Consider the following 14,245-nt stretch of genomic DNA (forward strand, 5'->3'; position numbering starts at 1 on the left):
GGAGAGGAAGCGGCGGTGGTTTCGTCATTCGTTGCTTCGGTTTCGTCATTCGGCGCTTTAGTTTCGTCATTCGTTTACTTCACGGATACGAATGACGAAACTATCCATTCGAATGACGAGATTGGACAGGCCAATGACGAAATTGCCGGAGCGAATGACGAAATCAACATTGGCTATCGTTTCAGAATCAGTGACTTTCCTGCCAGGTGTTTCAGGGGATCGAATCGGAATGCCCGTTTATTGGTGCTCCCGAGTACGTCCAACTTAAAGCGGCTCAAGTATCGGTGGCCGGTCGATATTGAAGGGATTCCTGTAAACCAACAGAATTCTCGGGTGGTGACAAATCGGTTAATGAGCAAAAAGTAGTCCAGCAGGGCTTGTTCAACCGGATGGCCCACTTGCGGCCCACAGTTCGGACATTCCAGCGTTCTTCTTGTCCTCCATTTCAATTTGTCATTGCACTTTTCGCATAATAGACCTCTCTTGAACTCGTGCGGAGTGATGCCATAGCGTTGATCGACCTCTAAACACTCCGGTCCCAACTGTTCCTCAAGTATTCGGCTGACAATCATATTGGCAGGTGTGTCACCGGGAGTTGCTGAACCGAAGTCCCGACGCATGATATACGGCAATTCCTTTACCGATACGATCGGAGCACTTTCCGGCAGACCGATCCAAGTATTGCGTGAGGCGAATGCCACAACCCCGCTAACACTCGTCATCAGGTTTCTTTGACGAAGCCAATCGATGAGGCCCTCCTTCTGATTCTCAAGCTGAATTATCGGGCAGTCGAATGTGAGAATCGAACCGTCTTCTTCGTTGCGCTCCATCCTCCGGGGATTCTGAAGATAGTGAAGTGTCCCCTTGATCAACTTTGCTTCAATGATTCCGATTCCGTGGTCTGTCACCAGCAATGTATCAAATTGAGCCACGTGAGATTCATGGATTCTGAGCCGGATATCCCGAAGTATCCACCATTCCCCCGGCAGTCGCAAGCCTTCCAGATATTGATCGACCTTCTGCTCTCCGCTAAATCCTGCTTCAATCCTTTTATACTGATCGGCAATCCGCTCCCGTTCCAGGTGACCCTGATGCAGTCGCCGAAGCATGCTCTCCAGCTGCAACAACTCCAATGGATATGGCCGCTCCCCCAAGGCACTCCCTCCTCTATGAGACCATAGCATGCAGGGATGCGCCCCGATACACAGTTTGGAGAGATTGCAAATTGAGGGATTTTCCCATGCTGTTTTTAAAAGATGTACCAAGGTAGTGAGTCAAAATTGGATTTCCTCGAGTTATGAAAGCTACACTTTGCGCTCCAATTGATGGTTTCGTCATTCGCATCTTTGATTTCGTCATTTCCGCTTTCACTCTCGTCATTCACTGCAATAATTTCGTCATTCACATCCGCAATTTCGTCATTCACCCTTGGTCATGCGCATACCCAAAACCCCGCCTCCCACCAAGGGAGACGGGGCATTCAGCACTGTAACCACAAATAGTTCAAAAAACAATCAAGCTTCCTCGGTGACCAGTACGTTGACTTCCTGTTTCTCTGTTTTCTTCGGGCGCACTGCCAGCCAGACGAGTCCTCCGAAGATGAGGAGCATGAGGCCGCAGAGTTGGAAGGAGAGATGGAACCCAGCCGCCTGTGTGGCGCTGTTTCCTACCAGGATGCCGGTGACGTACGGGCCGACGATGCCGCCGAGGGAGGTGAAGGCCATGAACCAGCCCTGGATTTTCCCCTGGTGCTTTTTGTCGACGAGGTCCACGAGGATGGCCGGTCCGAGTACGAGGGTGATGCATCCGAATGTCAGGCCGAGTGAAAGGAGGACAATGGCGGCGATGTCTGATCCGGCCAGGGATCCGATTACGTAGCTGACTGCGCCTGCGACCATGACAGGACCCAGGATGAACACCCGTCCTTTGACCATGTTTTTCGTCTTGTGGTAGATGCGGTCAGAGAGGCTGGAGAAGGTCAGCTGAGAGAGCGTGATCATGACCCATGGCAGCGCAACAACCAGTGCGAGTGTCTCGGCGTTAAGCTGGCGGACGTTTTCCAGGTAGTTCGGCAGCCAGTTGAGTCCGATCGTGAACGACCAGTAGGTGGCAAATCCGCAGAAGGCGATTAGGATAAAGTTCCGGGACAGCAGGGCAGATTTGAAGCTGGTTTCGGGAACCGATGCGGCTTCAGATGCCGGCTGTTCTGATGATTCCGGACTGCTTGTTTCGGCTTTCTTTTCCTTGACTAGCATCATCCAGAAGACAATCCAGATGACTCCGACGATAGCGGTCGTGAGGAATGCGGATCGCCAGCCGTAGTTGTGGATGAGCGACATCAGAATCGGAGCGGATATCGCGACTCCGAGCGGCCCGCCTACTGAGACGAGCGTCAGGCCGACGCCGAGCTTTTCCTTCGGCAGGTACCGGGATGCGGCCGCCATCGCGAGAGAATAAGAAGGTCCTTCCCCTGCGCCGAGAATGATCCGGGTAATCAGCAGGTAGCCGTAGCTTGTGACAAAAATGGTTGAAAACTGGACAATTGCCCAGACGGCCGCCATTCCGGCAATGACCTTCTTCATGCCGATCTTGTCGGCGAGTGCTCCGACCAGGATGGCCGAGAGCGAATACAGGAAGAAGAAGGCACTGCCCACCGTGCCCCATTGCTGGGAGTTCAGCCCCAGTTCATCAATGATCGGGACTGATGCAAATCCAATGACGGCTTTGTCGGCGTTGCTGATGACGGTCAGCAAAAACAGCAGGATAATTACGGCCCAGGTGGCCTTTGGAATCTTCACTTTTTTGTTTGCCTGGCTATTCAAAGAATAACCTCCCTTTTGTTTGTAATCGGTTACAAAATTCCCCCGGCATCCCCCAAGATGCCGTCTTTCCGGTTTACTTGAATGAAACGGAGACGTTCCCCAGTTCCGTAAACTCGGCCGTGAAGCGGTCCCCTTCCCTTACTTCCACTGCCGCTGATAAAGCGCCTGACAAAACGATTTCCCCGGCTTTTAGGGTCACGTCATACTCGGACAGTTTGTTGGCCAGCCAGGCTACGCAGTTGGCGGGATGGCCCAGTACATCCGCTCCGCTGCCGCTGTTCATGAGCTCCCCGTTTTTATAAAGGGTCATCTCGATTTTGGCGAGATCCAGCCCATCCAGCGGAAACTTTTCCTTACCCAGTACATAGAGGCCGCAGGATGCATTGTCCGCAATCGTGTCCGGCAGCTTGATCTTCCAGTCTCTGATCCGGCTGTCGACGATTTCGAGGGACGGGACGACATATTCTGTTGCGTCGAGGACATCTTCCACGGTCACGTCAGGGCCCTTAAGGTCCTTTTTCAGGACAAAGGCGATCTCCCCTTCCACTTTCGGCTGGAACAGCTGCTCAAGCGGGATTTCCCCGTTTGGTTCAACCTCCATCGAGTCGAGCAGATGACCATAATCCGGTTGGTCTACACCAAGGAGCTCCTGCATGGCAAAGGAAGTCAGGCCGATTTTCTTCCCGGTGATGGTCCGGCCGCCTTCCACTTTTTCATTGATGGCCTTTAACTGGATACGGTACGCGTCCTCCACTGTCATTCCGGGATGAAGCTCCGTCAGCGGGGAGACCGACTGCTTTTCTGCTTCCGCCCGCTTCAGGAGCAGCCAGGCTTCCTGGATGATTTCCTTGCTATGTATACTCATGGGAATCCCTCTTTTCATCAAAATAGAACAATTGATAGCACAAGCCGCATGGGCTTGCACTATCAATCCATTCACCTTGTTCCGATCAGACCTTTGCGTGTTCTTTTGTGAAGAAGTCGATGATGACTTGATTGAACGCGTCGATCTGCTCCCATTGAGGCCAGTGGCCCGCGTCTTTGATCACTGTTAATTCGCTGCCCGGAATCATGTCCTGGATCGGCTTTGCTTCCTCGACAGTGGATGTCGGGTCATGATCCGTCCATGCCAGCATTGTCGGCACGTCGATCTTGCCGCACCAGGAAGGCTCCCAGCTGTACTTCAGGCGGGTTTCCATCTCCTGAAGGACGACGATGTTGTGGACCGCCTTCTGGTAGGATGGCTGGGTATAGATGCGGTAGCGGCTCTCGATGAGTTCGTCGGTCACCTGGCTCTTGTCGTACATGAGCCACTCCAGGCGGGTCTTGACGTTTTCGTAGTTCGCTTCGAGTACGGCCTTGACCGTGGATTCTTTCAGCTTTTTCATCGTTTCCGGGTTGTTGTTGACGTTCCCCGGTGTGTTGAGGACAAGTGCTTTCGCAATTCCAGGGTTGTGTGCCGCGAACCAGGCTGCCACCCAGCCGCCGAGCGATTCGCCCGACAGGTAGACTTCGTCGAGACCGAGTGCACGGATGACGGCACCGAGGTGATCGCTGTAGGAGTCGATGCCGTATGGATAATCCGGCTTGTCGGTGTAGCCGTGGCCGAGCATGTCGACGACGATGACCCGGAAGTGCTTCGCAAGCCCTTCGATATTGCGTGCATAGGCCTCAATGTGGCCGCCGGTTCCGTGGAGAAGGATGAGTGGTTCCCCTTCGCCGGATTCCAGCACCCGTGTTTTGATTCCGTCCGCGTCCAGATAGTAAAGTTTGAATTCCAAGTGCTGCAAGTCATTCCAGATAGTCATGGTTGGCTTTCTCTCCTTTAGAATTTTCCTTTGTCACACATTCGGTCCGCCTTACTTCGTCACCGTTTCCTTCATCCAGTCAGGGTTGAGCGGAGTCGTTTCGAAGAAGCTGTCCGGAACGGATGGTCCCCACCAGAGACGGCCGTTGCGCTCGTAATCTTCCTGGGTCCAGCCGATCGGCGCCAGGTCGGTGTCCCGGTTGTAGTCGCCGGAGTAGATTTCGATCCGGTGTCCGTCCGGGTCTTTGATGTACAGGAAGAATGCGTTGGAGACGCCGTGGCGGCCAGGGCCGTAGTCGATTGCATCGCGGTATCCGGCATCCGCAAGCAGGTCGGCCGTCCTGACGACACCTGCAATCCCGTCAACGGTGTAGGCGATGTGGTGCAGCGCCGCTTCCTTGTGCTTGACGAGTGCGACGTCATGCGTGGACGTTTTCGCGCGTGTCCAGGCTGCAAACTTTCCGCCGTCCTTGCCTTCGACGTATTCGGAGATGCTGAAGCCTAGGACGCCGTTCCAATATTCGAGTGCCTTGTCAACATCCGGCACACGGAGGTTCATATGGTCGATGCGGATCGGCGGGATCCCTTTCTGGAGGTGCGTATAGCGCATCGGGAGGGCTTTGACGCCGCCTTGGCCGTTGCTGACATCAATCTGTTCCATCGAATGGTAGAACTCGACCGGATGGCCGTTCGGCTCTTCCACACGGAGGACAGGGCCCTTGCCGTAGTGCCCGGAATCCTCGACGTACTCGGCGCGGATTCCCGCTTCCTCATGCTTTTTCTTGAGTTCCTGGAGGTATTCCGGAGTGGAGACCCTCAGTCCGAAGCTGCCGAGTGCGGCAACCGGCTTTTCGGTCAGCACAAGCGTATACTGATCAAATTCATCAGTGGCACGGAGGTACAGGCTCTTTTCGGTGCGTTCCACTTTGATAAAGCCCAGCACATCCACATAGAAGTCCTTGGATCGGTTCAAGTCGGTAACAAACAGTTCAATTTGGCCCAGTCTCAAAATCATTTTTCTTCACCCCTAAAAATTAGTCGGACAGACCGGTTAATAACCGTACTGTACAGATCGATAAGTTGATTGGATTTGTCTTTCTTCCGGTAATGCACGGTGCCAGATGACCGAGCAGCTGCCTTCTATTAATGAAGGAAGCTTGCTTCTGCAAGATAGCTGCCCGCGCTCGCACACCGTCAATTCTGTCCGGATGCAGGTTTTTCCCGTCTTGAGGGAGACTTCGTATGTGCCCGGAGCCGGTATGGTGAAATGCGGATGGGGGATAAACGTCTCCCCTGCGGAAGAGCAAGTCAGTTCATACGGCCGCCCGAGCAACATCGGTATGTCTTCCACTTTTCCATGCAGCAGCGTTTCCCTGATCAGGGTGGAGCTGATCTTCTGATCACCGATACCCACCTTCTCCACCTTCGTCACCCCGATCCGGTAGCCGGAATCTGCCGTAAGGCGGTCCATATTGCCGGCACCGCGGCTGCCGTATGAGAAATCAAATCCGGCTACCGCATGGACCACTCCAAGACCCAGCAGATAGTCGGAGACAAACTGCTCTGGGTGCAAAGAAGCGAACTTCTTGTCGAACTCCACGACGTAAAGGGTATCCACGCCCATCTCGCGGAGCCGCGCTTCTTTTTCTTGCTGCGGCATCAGGTAGTGGAATTCTCTCTTCCTTCCCGGCAGCACCGTCCGGGGATGCGGAAAAAAGGTCATGACCGACGTCTTCAGATTCTTCTCCCTTGCCTTTCTGAGCGCTGTTTGAATGACTCGTTCATGTCCATGATGGAGACCGTCAAAACATCCCAGCGCCATGACAGTCGGCTCTTCCTGCTGCTGCCATCCGGAAAGATTTCTGTGGTTCAGGCTGATTGTTTTCATACAGTCTCCTTTCATGCACTTAAACCAGGCTCAGGTTTTCCTCGAGTGAACGGTACTTGCCGCTATAGAACACGAGCGGTTCTTTGTCTTCGAGCCGGATGTCGGTGACTTTCCCGATGAACAGGGTATGGTCGCCCTCCACATGCTCTGCAGACACCTCACAGGCCACTTGTACGACGGCGCCTTCCAGAACAGGCTTTCCGTCCAGACGGTCAAACTCCACCTGACGGGGTTCCTTGATCTGTCCAGAGAAGATCATGGACAGTTCTTTCTGGTCTTCTGCCAGGATATTGACTGTGAAGATCCGGCTGTCCTTGATCTTCTGCAGCAACTTGGCCTGCTCCCCAATCGATATCACGACGAGTTTCGGGTCAAGCGAGACGGACATGAAGGCGTTTGCGGTCATGCCATGCACGTCCCCGTCCTGCTCCGTTGCGATGACAGTCACGCCGGTCGCGAATTTCCCCATGGCCGTACGAAATTGACGATCGTCCATTTTTCATCCCTCCTGCTGATTTTTAAACAGTTAGTCGTATGTCGGTTACAGATCAGCCGCGTACGCCTCCGTCAAAGCCGAACAGCTCTTTGCCGTATGCCGCAACTGCATCTTCATACAGGGACGTCTTGTGCGTCGCGACCGAGAGAATGTCGCGGAGGAACAGTTCCATCGGACCGCCTTTATACAATGCGCTTCCGCCAAGAGTCAGCAGTGCACGGACCGAGATGTCCACGCAGATCTTGATGGCTTTCGTGCGGAGTGCGAAGAATTCCGCGTTCGGTGTCACGGAACCGTTCTTTTCAAAGTCGATGAGAAGGTCCATGTATTTCTCCATCAACCCTTCAGCCTGGTGGAATTCGGTCATCAATTCTGCGATGACGCGCTGGCTCCGCGGTGATTCGCTTTCACGTACGCCGTCCATCAGACGGACACGCTTTTCGGTCGCTTCCTTGAATTCCTTGAGAATCCGCTCAGCTCCGCCAAGTGCCATGTATGGGAAGCCGAGGTAGAATGCCGGGAAGAATGGAACGCCGTAGAACGGATAGTCCTTGTCGTAGTTTTCTTCGGGCGGCCTTCTTGTCGTTTCCGCCGGTTCGACGCGCAGAATGCGCTCTTTCGGTACGTACACATTGTCGGCGACAACCATGTTGCTGCCTGTTCCTCTCAGGCCGAACGTATCCCAGTTTTCAATGATTTCGATTTCCGAAGTCTTCAGGACAGGCAGGCAGAACTCCGGTTTGTCCTTGTCTGGGAACTGGATCATGACGCCGACGCCCGTCCAGTCACTGTGCAGCACGCCGCTGACGAAGCCCCACTTGCCGCTGATGCGGAAGCCATCGCCTTCGGGTTCTGCGGTTCCGATCGCAGCAAAGATATCTGCGATCAGGCCGCCCTGGTTGGCAATTTCGTCGCGTCCTTCTTTCGGAAGGAAAGAAGGGATCATATTGTGAAGCGGGTACAGATAGGTGAGCCATGCTGCGGAAATATTGTAGTTCGCCACTTTGCGTACAATTTTGGCAAACGTTTTCAGGTCAACTTGCGGTCCGCCATATTCCTTAGGAAGCATCATCCTGGAAATGCCGGTCTCTTTCATCAGATTCACGACGTTTTCGGAAACCGTTGCCCGTTCTTCAGCGAGTCTCGCTTCCTGTTCAGCCAGTTGTCCGACTTTCTCTGCGCCTTCCATCAGCTGATCGATAACGGATTGTTCACTTACATGTAATGCCATGGTGTCCACTCCTTTATATGTGGGTCTGCGTCTCATGAAGATGTGCGGAAAGGATTTGTTATCGCTTTCAATACTCGAAGAATAATGAGTAATTGTTCTTTCAAAATAAGCTTATTGATTTTACAGATTTCACTCAAGAGCATGAATTGTCTATGTTTTTCGTTTTCGCCAAACCTTTTTGTTCATCAAAAAAGTAAATAACGCCAAAAAAGACCATCCAGGCAAGGATGATCTTGGGAAATTATTCAGTTTCGAGTTCGCCCAGCGCGATCAGTGACTGAAGGATCACGAGAAGCTGATGGGCTTCGTTCGGATTCCTCAGGTCTTTCTCAAGCAGGCTTTCGATTCTCTGGATCCGGTGCCTCAGACCGCTCATGGACAGTGCCAGGTCGGTCATCGTCTTCTCCAGTTTTCCGCCGTTGGACAAAAAGGCATGCAATGTCCTGAGCAGCTCCAGCATTTTTGGATCTTCCAGGTTATACAAAGGACCCAGCTCCTGCGCCGCGATGATTTTCACGTCGTCCAGCTTTTCAGGGCTCACCAGCATGCCGACGACCCCGAGAGACCGGAAGGGTACAATCTGCTTTTTGATGGCCAGCCGCTCCGCCATCCGTGCTTCACGGTACGCCTTGGATGCAAGCCGGATGTTCTCGCCACGGTTGCTGATGCCAAACCTGAACTCGCTCTGCGGGTATTCTTTGGAGATAAATTCCCAGTACTCCCTGATCGTTTCATCAATGGTCGGCTTGCAGGCATTCGCCGATTTTAAGAGAACCATATGACCATCCAGATGACCGATCAGGAGATTCTGCTTTTTCTCGCTAAAATAGCGGAATGTCTTTTCAAGCATCTGTTCCTGTTGATAAAACTCCTCTTCGATGGTCGTACGCTGCCCGGTTTTATGCGACATCACGGTGATGTAATAGGGCTGTTCCAGGTCGATTCCCGTGTACTTTCCCCGCTTGATGATGTCTTCGGCGGACAGTTTATTTTCAAGGATCTGCTCAAGGAAACTCCCTTTCATCCGCTCAAACGATTCGAATTTGGTTTTCTCATTCAAGAGCAGGAGTGACGCAGCATTGGCAAAGCGGTCGAGAAACAGATAATCCTCATCCTTATTGTGCTTGGAAGAAGGATCATAAACGAAGGAACAGTAGCCGATCACTTCCTTTTGTACGAGAATCGGCGTGACGAGGCGTTCCTGAAGTTCAGTCCGGATGATTTTCTTTCGAAAAAACACCGGATAACCCTCTGTGGCCGGAAGCATGCCGGGCTGGTTTTCTGCCAAGTACCGAAGCATATCTTCTTTCAGCTCCCGGTCCTCTTCTTCAGACAGTCCGGCAACGGCCAGTGTGCGGTGGCTCCGGTCCTCCACGACAATCGGGATCTCTTCATTCCTATACGTGATTTCAGCGATACTCAGAAGATCGCTTCCATTCGCAATTTCTTCTGTCAGCCGCTTTTGGAAATCCGACAGCTTGGTGACGACCTTCTGCTGCTCCAGCAGCTGTTCATAGGTGAATTCAAGTTCTTCGACGATGGTCGTCTCTTCCTGAAGGTGATTGTGTTCGGCCTGGTTTTCCTCGGCCCACTGCCTTTCGGTTTTGACCTCCCAGCGGCAGACCTGATCCCCCTTGCCCACGCATTCGAGTTCCTTGGCATACAGGCTCTCTCCGAAAACCGTGGACATGAATCCGCTGGCGTAACCGATCAGTGTATGGCAGACCGGCTCATCCGATAAGCCAAGCCGTTTGATATGTTCATATGCTTCGTAGGAATTGACCCATTTCCCTCTCCCGTAGACAGAGTGCAGTTGTCCGTCTTCTCCATATTTAATCGTACATTTATGATCCATCCCGGTTATGTGTCCGTTCCCGATATGAAGCAAAGGTCCTTCCTTGACGAGATTCTCCACGGAGCTTTCGGTCTTCATGGCTTCTTCCGCATCCATCGCACCCATCTCCCAGCCGTAACGGAACAAGAACCCCCTGATCCGTCCCACGCCGATGTTCTCGGCAAGTTGCTTCCGGATAATCCCGAAGGCTGAAGAAGACGTGATCAGCCTGCGTCCGCTGACTTCGGGATTTTCGGTATAACGTTCTTCTGAGATTTGAATCGTCATGTTCTCCCCCCTGTTTCCCCATTCTCGATGACCTTTATGACGATTGTCTGCAGACGAAATAAAAGAACGGATGATCAGCCCGTCCCCGGGTTGAAGACGAGGCGATGCCTTCTTCCCGGAGAACGGCTGATCATCCGAACCATTATAAATCCGTTCAGCTAAGGACTTTCTCTTTTCTCGCCGCAATCTCTGCTGCCACGTCGACAATCATGTCTTCCTGGCCGCCGACGACTTTGCGCTTTCCAAGTTCGATCAGGATGTCCCGGGAATCAATGTCAAACTTCTTGGCGGCCCGCTTGGCGTGGAGCGCGAAGCTGGAGTAGACGCCGGCATAGCCGAGTGTCAGGCTGTCTTTTGTGATTTCCTGAGGGCTCTGGAGAATTGGTGCGACGATGTTTTCGGCGAGGTCCATCATCTTGTACAGGTCGACGCCGGTTTCGATGCCCATCCGTTCCAGAACGGCGACAAGCACTTCCGTCTGGGTATTGCCTGCGCCGGCTCCGAGGCAGCGGACGCTGCCGTCGATGCGGGTTGCCCCTTCTTCGATGGCGGCCAGTGTGTTGGCCATGGCGAGCGACAGGTTATTGTGGGCGTGGAAGCCGACGTTTACGCCGACAGACTGCTTAAGCGCACGAATCCGCTCGCGGACCTGGTCCGGAAGCAGGTAGCCGGCAGAGTCGACGACGTAGACCGTGTCCGCTCCGTAGCTTTCCATGAGCTTGGCCTGCTCGACAAGCTTTTCGACAGGTGCCATATGCGCCATCATGAGGAAGCCGACCGTTTCCATGCCGAGTTCCTTCGCGTAGGCGATATGCTGCCGGGACACGTCCGCTTCGGTGACGTGCGTGGCGACCCGGGCCATTTTTGCGCCGAGGCTGGCCGCTTCTTTGAGTTCATGGAGCGTGCCGATACCAGGCAGGATCAGCACTGCAATTTTCGACTTGTCTGCGACGGACGCCGCTGCTTCGATCAGTTCCATTTCATTGGTTTTGGATAGGCCGTACTGCACGGACGAACCGGCGAGTCCGTCTCCGTGCGCTACTTCGATATATGGAACGTTTGCGTCATTCAATCCTTTTGTTACGTTAAGGACCTGGTCGACCGTGAACTGGTGGGCGATGGCGTGGCTGCCGTCCCGCAGGGCGACTTCGGTCAATAGAATGTCTCTTTGTTTCGTCATGGTCCGTTCCCCCTTAAACCGTTTGTTTCGCCAGTACGTTCTTGGCGAATTCTTCTGCGACTTTGACACCTGCGGCTGTCATGATATCGAGGTTCCCCGCGTACTTCGGCAGGTAATCCCCGGCGCCTTCCACTTCAACGAAGACCGTGACCAGGTTGCCGTCAAAGAACGGTTCAGTGCGGAGACGGTAGCCCGGCACATACGACTGGACGACATCGGTCATTTCCTGAATCGACTTCCGGATGGATTCTTCGTCCATTTTTCCTTCCTCGACGAGCGTGTAGATCGTATCCCGCATGAGGATCGGCGGTTCAGCCGGGTTCAGGATGATGATCGCCTTGCCTTTTTTGGCGCCGCCGACTTTTTCGATCGCACGGGAAGTCGTTTCCGTGAATTCGTCGATGTTCGCGCGAGTCCCCGGGCCTGCACTCCGGCTCGAGATCGTTGCGACGATTTCGGCGTATTCGACCGGTGCAACCCGGTTGACCGCATGGACCATCGGGATGGTCGCCTGGCCGCCGCATGTGATCAGGTTGATGTTGTCCTTGTCCAGGTGCTCGTCCATGTTGACTGCCGCGCACACATAAGGACCGATGGCGGCCGGCGTCATGTCGATCACTTTCTTGCCCGCTTCCTGAAGCACCTTTGCATTGTAAAGATGCGCTTTTGCGGATGTGGCATCGAATACGATGTCCGCCAGTTCCGGCTGCTGCAGGAACCCGTCGACGCCGCTGTCGATCGCCGTATATCCGAGTTCGCGTGCCCGGCGCAGGCCGTCGGAATCCGGATCGATGCCGATCACTGCCGTCAGTTCCAATACTTCAGAGCGCCCCAGTTTGATCATCAGGTCGGTCCCGATGTTCCCCGAACCGAGAATTGCCACTTTTACTTTTGACACATGAATCTCCCCCTACCCATTCGTATTTTCATAGATTGACAACCAGTGGACTGCGGTAGCCCAGTGCGGCTGATATTTCGGATGCCGCCGCCATGATTTTTCCGACCATCTCTGCAAAGCTCACCTCGTCCGCCCTCACCTTCGGGGCGGAGCAGCTGATTGAAGCGGTTACATTCCCCTGATGATCAAAGATCGGCGCGGCGACGCATTTAAGGCCGAGCTCAATTTCTTCATCATCGACGGCATAGCCGTTTTCTCTGATAGTCCTCAAATGTTCGCGGATCACAGATATGTCCGTCATGGTATGTTGCGTATGGGCGACAAGATCTCCGGACGTCAGCATCCTTTCGATCTGCTCTTCACTCTGGTAAGCGAGGATCGCCTTGCCCACCCCCGTACAGTGGACAGGTGCCCGCTTGCCCACATGCGAATAAATGGTCAGTGTCCTCGGGCCTTCCAGCTTTTCCACGTAGACCACTTCTTCCCTTTCCATGACCGCGAGGTGGACGGTTTCACTGAGTTCTTCCACCAGGCCCCGGATCAGGGGTGAGGCGATTTTCCGGATGTCCATGCTGTTGCCGACGACATTCCCCAGTTCGAACAGTTTGATCCCCAGCCGGTATTTCAGGCTTTCCGGGTCCTGCTGGAGGTACCCGCGATATTCCAATGTCTTGATGATCCCGTGGACGGTGCTTTTTGATAATTCCAGCTTCCCGCTGATTTCCTTGATGCTGAGCTCCGGCTTGGAAGCCATGAACAGTTCAAGGATATCGATCGCCCTATCCACCGATTGAATAACTTTGACGGTCACTACCAGCCTTCCTTTCGTTCGGCATTGTCGAACGCCGTTCGTAAATAAGCGATGATGTGTTTATCCTAAACTGTTAGATCGTCTGATGTCAATGAAAATTTAGAATATTTAATTTGAAAATCAAAAGGCCCTGCTTTCCGGTGCTGAATTCAGCAGGAAGGCGGGGCCTTGTTCTAAACCATCTCAAATTGCCTGAAGCCCGTTTGGTCCGGGATGTAGTCGAGAGTCTTCCCCCTTAAATAATGAAGCTCTCCCTCGTTAAGCAGAAAAGAGAAGCCGTCGATCGGAATCTCCCTGTCACCGGGTTGCGGGGACTCATCAAGAGTCAGTTTGAGGCTCAACAAGCAGCTATCCCGCATCCGGAGACGGACGAACCGGGGACCGGCGGACTGCAGTCTGTTTGCCAGCTCCGCTTTTGCCGCGTCAGAAACAGTAAACATCACTCAAATGCCTGTTCAGGGTCATTTGAATAGTTCAGGTCCCACGTGAATCCGAACCGGTCCTCCACCTTGGCGTATCTTGCGCCCCAGAATGTATCCTGGAGCTCCATGATCCGGCGGCCTTCCACAAGCAGACTATCATAAAGCCGACGGATCTCCTCTTCGGATTCGCAATCGATCATGAGTGAGAGGCCGCGGCGCGGGACTTCGGGTGCCGGCTCGGTCGAATCGGCCAGCATCAGCTGGAAGTTGCCCCGCTTCAGATGGCAGTGAATCACATAGTCCTCGGCACCTTCAGGCGTGGGGAATTCCGATTCCCCGTATGTCTGGATGCCGAGATTCTCCATGCCGAACAGATCCGCATAAAACACTGCCGCTTCCTTTGCACGGCCGTAGAACGTGAGGTAAGGTGTGATGCAATCTTTCATCTCAAAACCGCCCCGCTTTCTGATTTGTCTTCCTTCATCATACCCGATTTCGGAAAGGCTGAGCCTTTATCCGTCATTGGAGTATCAAAATCGCCCGCTTCTCCATCAGGGAAAGCGGGCAA

Annotated in this window: 14 protein-coding genes; all 14 read right to left on the minus strand. The window is 53.5% G+C overall.

The genetic code is table 11. The features are described 5' to 3' along the window. Positions 1–173 precede the first annotated feature (173 nt). Complete coding sequence (locus AV656_RS09145; protein WP_063181070.1) at positions 174–1,154, minus strand: nuclease-related domain-containing protein; 981 nt, start codon at positions 1,152–1,154, stop codon at positions 174–176. Positions 1,155–1,514: 360 nt separating this feature from the next. After that, positions 1,515–2,822, minus strand: a complete 1,308-nt coding sequence (locus tag AV656_RS09150) for an MFS transporter (RefSeq protein WP_063181072.1) — start codon at positions 2,820–2,822, stop codon at positions 1,515–1,517. A gap of 73 nt (positions 2,823–2,895) precedes the next feature. Beyond that, entirely contained in the window at positions 2,896–3,687 is a 792-nt protein-coding gene (locus AV656_RS09155) for a 2-keto-4-pentenoate hydratase (RefSeq protein WP_063181074.1), read from the minus strand. 85 nt (positions 3,688–3,772) lie between these two features. Then, a complete protein-coding gene (locus AV656_RS09160) occupies positions 3,773–4,630 on the minus strand; it encodes an alpha/beta fold hydrolase (RefSeq protein ID WP_063181076.1) in 858 nt (285 codons plus the stop codon). Between the two features lie 51 nt (positions 4,631–4,681). Further along, positions 4,682–5,644: a 3,4-dihydroxyphenylacetate 2,3-dioxygenase gene (hpaD, locus tag AV656_RS09165; protein WP_063181078.1), complete on the minus strand. Its 963-nt coding sequence runs from the start codon at positions 5,642–5,644 to the stop codon at positions 4,682–4,684. A 36-nt stretch (positions 5,645–5,680) separates the two neighbouring features. Then, positions 5,681–6,517: an FAD synthetase family protein gene (locus AV656_RS09170; RefSeq protein ID WP_063181080.1), complete on the minus strand. Its 837-nt coding sequence runs from the start codon at positions 6,515–6,517 to the stop codon at positions 5,681–5,683. Positions 6,518–6,536: 19 nt separating this feature from the next. Then, complete coding sequence (locus tag AV656_RS09175) at positions 6,537–7,013, minus strand: flavin reductase family protein (RefSeq protein WP_063181082.1); 477 nt, start codon at positions 7,011–7,013, stop codon at positions 6,537–6,539. Positions 7,014–7,065: 52 nt separating this feature from the next. Further along, the gene (locus tag AV656_RS09180; RefSeq protein ID WP_063181084.1) at positions 7,066–8,244 is read right to left on the minus strand and encodes an acyl-CoA dehydrogenase family protein; all 1,179 of its coding nucleotides are present in this window, start codon (positions 8,242–8,244) and stop codon (positions 7,066–7,068) included. 241 nt (positions 8,245–8,485) lie between these two features. Beyond that, positions 8,486–10,366: a V4R domain-containing protein gene (locus AV656_RS09185; RefSeq protein ID WP_063181086.1), complete on the minus strand. Its 1,881-nt coding sequence runs from the start codon at positions 10,364–10,366 to the stop codon at positions 8,486–8,488. Positions 10,367–10,520: 154 nt separating this feature from the next. Next, on the minus strand, positions 10,521–11,546 hold the full coding sequence (gene dmpG / locus AV656_RS09190) for a 4-hydroxy-2-oxovalerate aldolase (protein WP_063181088.1): 1,026 nt from the start codon (positions 11,544–11,546) through the stop codon (positions 10,521–10,523). A gap of 13 nt (positions 11,547–11,559) precedes the next feature. Further along, positions 11,560–12,444, minus strand: coding sequence for an acetaldehyde dehydrogenase (acetylating) (locus tag AV656_RS09195; RefSeq protein ID WP_063181090.1), 885 nt, complete (start codon positions 12,442–12,444; stop codon positions 11,560–11,562). Between the two features lie 28 nt (positions 12,445–12,472). Next, positions 12,473–13,255, minus strand: coding sequence for an IclR family transcriptional regulator (locus AV656_RS09200; RefSeq protein ID WP_063181091.1), 783 nt, complete (start codon positions 13,253–13,255; stop codon positions 12,473–12,475). Between the two features lie 173 nt (positions 13,256–13,428). Further along, complete coding sequence (locus AV656_RS09205; protein ID WP_063181092.1) at positions 13,429–13,695, minus strand: iron-sulfur cluster biosynthesis family protein; 267 nt, start codon at positions 13,693–13,695, stop codon at positions 13,429–13,431. Further along, positions 13,695–14,123 (minus strand): VOC family protein, encoded by a 429-nt coding sequence (locus AV656_RS09210; protein WP_063181093.1) that lies wholly within the window; start codon positions 14,121–14,123, stop codon positions 13,695–13,697. The genes AV656_RS09205 and AV656_RS09210 overlap by 1 nt, the downstream gene beginning before the upstream one ends. Positions 14,124–14,245: the final 122 nt, after the last annotated feature.

Source organism: Bhargavaea cecembensis, assembly GCF_001619585.1.
GTDB lineage: Bacteria > Bacillota > Bacilli > Bacillales_A > Planococcaceae > Bhargavaea > Bhargavaea cecembensis_A.

Excerpts from the sequence above, each read along its gene's own strand:
- AV656_RS09155 (WP_063181074.1), bottom strand. The coding sequence starts at position 3,687 with ATGAGTATACATAGCAAGGAAATCATCCAGGAAGCCTGGCTGCTCCTG.
- AV656_RS09160 (WP_063181076.1), bottom strand. The coding sequence starts at position 4,630 with ATGACTATCTGGAATGACTTGCAGCACTTGGAATTCAAACTTTACTAT.
- hpaD (WP_063181078.1), bottom strand. The coding sequence starts at position 5,644 with ATGATTTTGAGACTGGGCCAAATTGAACTGTTTGTTACCGACTTGAAC.
- AV656_RS09170 (WP_063181080.1), bottom strand. The coding sequence starts at position 6,517 with ATGAAAACAATCAGCCTGAACCACAGAAATCTTTCCGGATGGCAGCAG.
- AV656_RS09175 (WP_063181082.1), bottom strand. The coding sequence starts at position 7,013 with ATGGACGATCGTCAATTTCGTACGGCCATGGGGAAATTCGCGACCGGC.
- AV656_RS09180 (WP_063181084.1), bottom strand. The coding sequence starts at position 8,244 with ATGGCATTACATGTAAGTGAACAATCCGTTATCGATCAGCTGATGGAA.
- AV656_RS09185 (WP_063181086.1), bottom strand. The coding sequence starts at position 10,366 with ATGACGATTCAAATCTCAGAAGAACGTTATACCGAAAATCCCGAAGTC.
- dmpG (WP_063181088.1), bottom strand. The coding sequence starts at position 11,546 with ATGACGAAACAAAGAGACATTCTATTGACCGAAGTCGCCCTGCGGGAC.
- AV656_RS09205 (WP_063181092.1), bottom strand. The coding sequence starts at position 13,695 with ATGTTTACTGTTTCTGACGCGGCAAAAGCGGAGCTGGCAAACAGACTG.
- AV656_RS09210 (WP_063181093.1), bottom strand. The coding sequence starts at position 14,123 with ATGAAAGATTGCATCACACCTTACCTCACGTTCTACGGCCGTGCAAAG.